The organism is Ruegeria sp. N11 (genome assembly GCF_056531525.1).
The window spans coordinates 1-4,205 of the sequence record NZ_JBQFLX010000061.1 but is presented as its reverse complement, the minus strand read 5'-3'; the positions used below and the strand labels follow the sequence as shown (position 1 = coordinate 4,205).

Genomic DNA, 4,205 nt, shown 5'->3' with positions numbered 1-4,205 from the left:
TGAATCCCAAAGTACAATACGGAGCCGAGTAACCCGGGTCGAGTGCAATTGCCTGTTGTGCAAATCGGCGAGCGTTGGCCTGAGCTTCCCTAGTAATTCTGCGCGAAGCCTCCACGGCCTTTAGTTGAGCGGTCCACGCGCTGAGGTTTTTCGTGCCGGATCCTCTGAAACGAGCCATTTCTCCCGCCAACAGTTCGACTTGTAGTTCGCGCCTGAAGCGCCTGAAGGCAAAGAAGGCAACTGGATACAGACGATGCCGGGCAAATCGTGGTCGACCGTATTGCGTTTGTATGGCCCTCTCGAGCCTTGGTTTGACGGATCGTGGCGACCGGGCGAGATCGAACTTATGGAGTGATAGACTGTCAATTTAGCGCCCTAACAGTTCGCTATCGAGAAAGAGAAGTCGTGCCATGTGAGTGCGCATCCCAAACAACGCGACAACAACCATGGGGGGGGCGGCAACTACCTCGTGCTGCCCCCCTTCTGTTTGTCTGCTATGGGCTCGCATTCGACCTTCGCTACTTCCCGTGCCTATGACTGTTCGCAGCCCAAACCAGACATTGGCAAACGTGCTTTTCGGTTTCCTAGGCGCGGAACAAAGCGGCCACCGGAATAACGCCTTTATAGATCTGCTTTTTCAAGCCAAGAGAACAGCCAGATTAGCGAGCGCAATCTGTTTCCAGGGTAGACAAAGACTTAACCTAGATCATTCATATCCAGTGCTCGGTACTTGCCTTCTGGCAATCCTGCCTTCCGGAAGGCATCAATGTAGGGTGCTATTAGAGCGTCCGGACGCTGGTAACGGCGATACACCCATACAATGTCGGCGATTTTCACGCCAGGACGCGCGGCTTCAAGCCGGTTGCGGGCGCGTTTAAGTTCGTCGGTGCGTCCGAGCTTGGCTAGAACCGTGACTTCGGGGATCATCGACCACCAATAGTCCAGAAGCACGCCCTTTCGTGCTTCGGCAAGCGCAAGTTCGTACTCACCCTTGTGAAAGTGGTATTCAGAGAGCGCTTGATGCCAGTCTTTGATGGTCGATCCTGGGTCTAGGTCGATAGCCCGCCTTAGGAGCGCCGCCCCCAGATCAAAACGCCCGGCCCAAATCAGCCAATAGCCGATTTCTGCTTCCACACTGCGGTCACCACCAACCGCGAGAGCGTCTTCAGCTTCGGCAAAAAAACCGTCGCGATCACCGTTCATGAGCAAAAGAATTCCCAAGACAAGTCGGACGCGGGCAGAGTTTGGGTTCAGTGCCTTGGCCTTGTTGGCGGCAGCCAAAGCTCGGTCGAGTTTTTCCTCATAGGTGCCGGAATAGCGATTGCCGAAAAAGCTTAGGTCTACGCGCAGTGCCTCGGCCAGCTGCGCCCAGGCGCGCCAGTAGTCCGGCTCTTCTTTGACAACCCTTTCTATACAGCCGTGGACTCGCTTTTGCACATCTGGTCTATCGTACAGATCGTCGTAAAACATGGTGCATTCATACGACGACAGTCGTTCCGGCGGTTTCGCCCGTGCCCGCCGTTCGTCTGTTCGCCTGATGGCACCGCGCGTGTCGCCAATCGCAACTGCAACACGCTCGGTGATCCGAGATTGCACATCAAAGAGATTGGCGGTCGTAAGTTTCTCATCGAATGCCTCCGACCAAACTTGCGCTCTGCTATCGGTGTCAATCAGGCGCGCCGTTACGCGCAGACGTTCACCCGCTTGCCGTACCGTACCTTCAAGCACGAAATCGGCACCCAAGGCCTCACCGATACTGCGCACATCCTGGTGCTGCCCGCGGTAGGAAAAGGTGGTGTGTCGCGACAACACGTTGAGGTCGCGGTATCGCCCGAGCTCAATAATCACATCCTCGCTGATGCCGTCGGACAAGTACTCCTTCGATGGGTCACCACTCAGATTTTCGAAAGCCAAAACCGCAATCGTCGGTCCTGTAGGCCGGGTCAGAGCCGTCGCTTCGTCAAAAGGAACAGCATCATTGGCACCCCAGCGATGGATGCCTTGCCAAACCACAAGTGTCGCAACGATCAGAAGCGCTGCACCTATTGCCGCCTGAACACCGCGGCTCCAATTCCAGCTCCGGCGACTGATCGCTCGGCTCTGAGGGTTCACATGATAAATTCGCACCGGTTCAGAAATGTTCTTCAAGCGGGTTTCACCCAAGTATTCGAAACCAACGTTTGCCTTACCGGCAGCTTGAGTTGCAACAACTTCAGACACGCAAACGCCGCCCGGCTCTGACAACTCCTCAAGCCGTGCTGCGACATTGACACCGTCACCGTAAAGATCATCGCCGTCGATCATCACGTCGCCAAGGTTTATGCCTATCCTCAGTTCAAGCCGCTCTTCAGGAGGCAGGTCTCCGTTTCGCTTTGTCAGTTCCGCTTGGATATCAGTAGCGCAGTTCACTGCATCAACGACCGAAGCAAACTCGACGAGCGTTCCGTCACCCATTAACTTAACGATGCGACCATGATGTTTTTCGAGCTGCGGATCGAACAGCTCCGAACGAAGTGCTTTTAGAGCGTTCAAGACGCCAACCTCGTCTGCGCCCATCAAGCGTGAGTAGCCAACCACATCGGCGGCCATGATAGCGGCAAGTCGACGTTCCATTGGTGGAGCTTACGCCAGAAAGGTTTGCCATTCCAAGAAACGCCGAAATTCAATCTGGTATGCTTGCTTGTTTGGCGGACGCTCTGGTCACAATCAAAAAACCTCTGACTGTTGAAACACCGGACCTGAACGAATTCTTCAGCACTGTCCGGGCATACACCAAGTGTTTTCACGGTTTCCACCGAACGCAGATACGTGAGGATCTGTACCACCGCAATCAACTGGATCGACAGTGTGCTCTCACAAAAACAGAAACGACGTATGTTCCTATTGGACGCAATTGAGACTGCCCATATTTTTGCGAATCGCCAAAAATGGTAGTCTGCCGGACATCTACAAATCGGATTGATGATGAAAAACGCCCGACTCATCGAAGCAGGTGTTTTAACCTTTCAGATCGCGTTTTTGGCAGCGGCGATCTACGTGGCGCTCAAGTTTTCGATACTCGCAGGAACCCTTTTGTTTCTCGGCCTTGCTATTGGTTTTACGGTATTAATTTACAATCATGACGCTTGGTTGATCAAAAAGCTGACTTCGGACGATCAGCCACTTGCGTTCAGTCTTTGTCAGAGCGGTTTCGTGGGACGCGTACGGAGGTTCACTCGATTGCTCCCCGCGTCTCCCAGGTGCCGTCTATGCCTTGTGCCATTTCGAGGTTTTGGCAGAGTTTTCGGTATTAAACCCTCCTCAGAAAACCCGAACTTTTGTAGAAGCTGTTTTGAAGGCTTGCCGACAAAAACACTTGATGCCGAGGTGGGTTTGCTATTTGCCGACATGAGAGGCTTTACGCCTTGGTCCGAACAGCATTCGCCAGCCGAAGCCGCCGACATGCTAACTCGGTTCTATGGTATTGCGGAAAAAGAAATTGCCCGTGACGATGCTTTGATCGAGTTTATCGGAGATCAGGTCATGGCGATTTATCCAGTTCAGATGGCGTCGCTTAGGGAACGAACGGCAGATGTAATGCTTCGGGCGGCGCAACGCCTGTTGGATAGCATAAAGTCTGAACCCAGCATGCTGAGCGTTGGGATTGGTATTAATATGGGCGTTGCGCAAGTCGGGGAAATGGCAACCGGCTCATCCAGAAGTTTTACTGCCGTTGGCGATGTTGTGAACACGGCTGCCCGCCTCCAAAGCCAAGCTTCGGAAAATGAAATCCTCCTTTCAGAATGTGTGTACAACAAACTAAGTTCTCGAACGCTCAACTTCGAAACAAGCGAGATCTTTCTGAAGGGCAAGTCCGAAGCGATGCGAACCTATCTTCTGAAAATGGTTTGAGTGCTCCCCTAAACCCGATTTCGATCAACTACAGGTACGCAAGTAGCCGCTTGTCAACTTTCCGTCTCATCTTCATTCCTTAACGGTTCAGATGAGCCAGAAACCTTCCGTTATGCAAATCCTTCAATCAGGCCCAAAGGTGCTGATGTCAGACAATATTGCCGTTTTCTGCGGTTTACATGGTTGGCGGGTCGCAGCCCAAACCAGACATTCATCAGCGAACTTTGTTGATCCCGAGGAGCGGATTGGTCCGTTCATGCAACGATGCTACCAAAAGTGGAAACCGCGCATACAGCCAGTATTCGGGGATATGA

The 4,205-nt window shown here is 52.9% G+C and carries 3 protein-coding genes; 2 read left to right on the top strand and 1 reads right to left on the bottom strand.

Annotated elements, in window-relative coordinates; all coding sequences use genetic code 11:
* Window positions 1-244 precede the first annotated feature (244 nt).
* Entirely contained in the window at window positions 245-355 is a 111-nt protein-coding gene (locus ACR0J8_RS24095) for a hypothetical protein (protein WP_480892834.1), read from the top strand.
* Between the two features lie 341 nt (window positions 356-696).
* Here the strand turns inward: ACR0J8_RS24095 and ACR0J8_RS24090 are convergent, their stop codons facing one another.
* Window positions 697-2,613: an adenylate/guanylate cyclase domain-containing protein gene (locus ACR0J8_RS24090; protein ID WP_480892831.1), complete on the bottom strand. Its 1,917-nt coding sequence runs from the start codon at window positions 2,611-2,613 to the stop codon at window positions 697-699.
* A gap of 348 nt (window positions 2,614-2,961) precedes the next feature.
* On the opposite strand from ACR0J8_RS24090, the gene ACR0J8_RS24085 reads away from it, so the two are divergent.
* Window positions 2,962-3,891 carry an adenylate/guanylate cyclase domain-containing protein gene (locus ACR0J8_RS24085; protein WP_480892828.1) on the top strand — a complete coding sequence of 310 codons (930 nt, stop codon included), beginning with the start codon at window positions 2,962-2,964 and terminating at the stop codon, window positions 3,889-3,891.
* Window positions 3,892-4,205: the final 314 nt, after the last annotated feature.

Bases quoted from the DNA above. Each gene is read 5' to 3' on its own strand.
- ACR0J8_RS24085 (WP_480892828.1), top strand. From the start codon at position 2,962: ATGATGAAAAACGCCCGACTCATCGAAGCAGGTGTTTTAACCTTTCAG.
- ACR0J8_RS24090 (WP_480892831.1), bottom strand. From the start codon at position 2,613: ATGGAACGTCGACTTGCCGCTATCATGGCCGCCGATGTGGTTGGCTAC.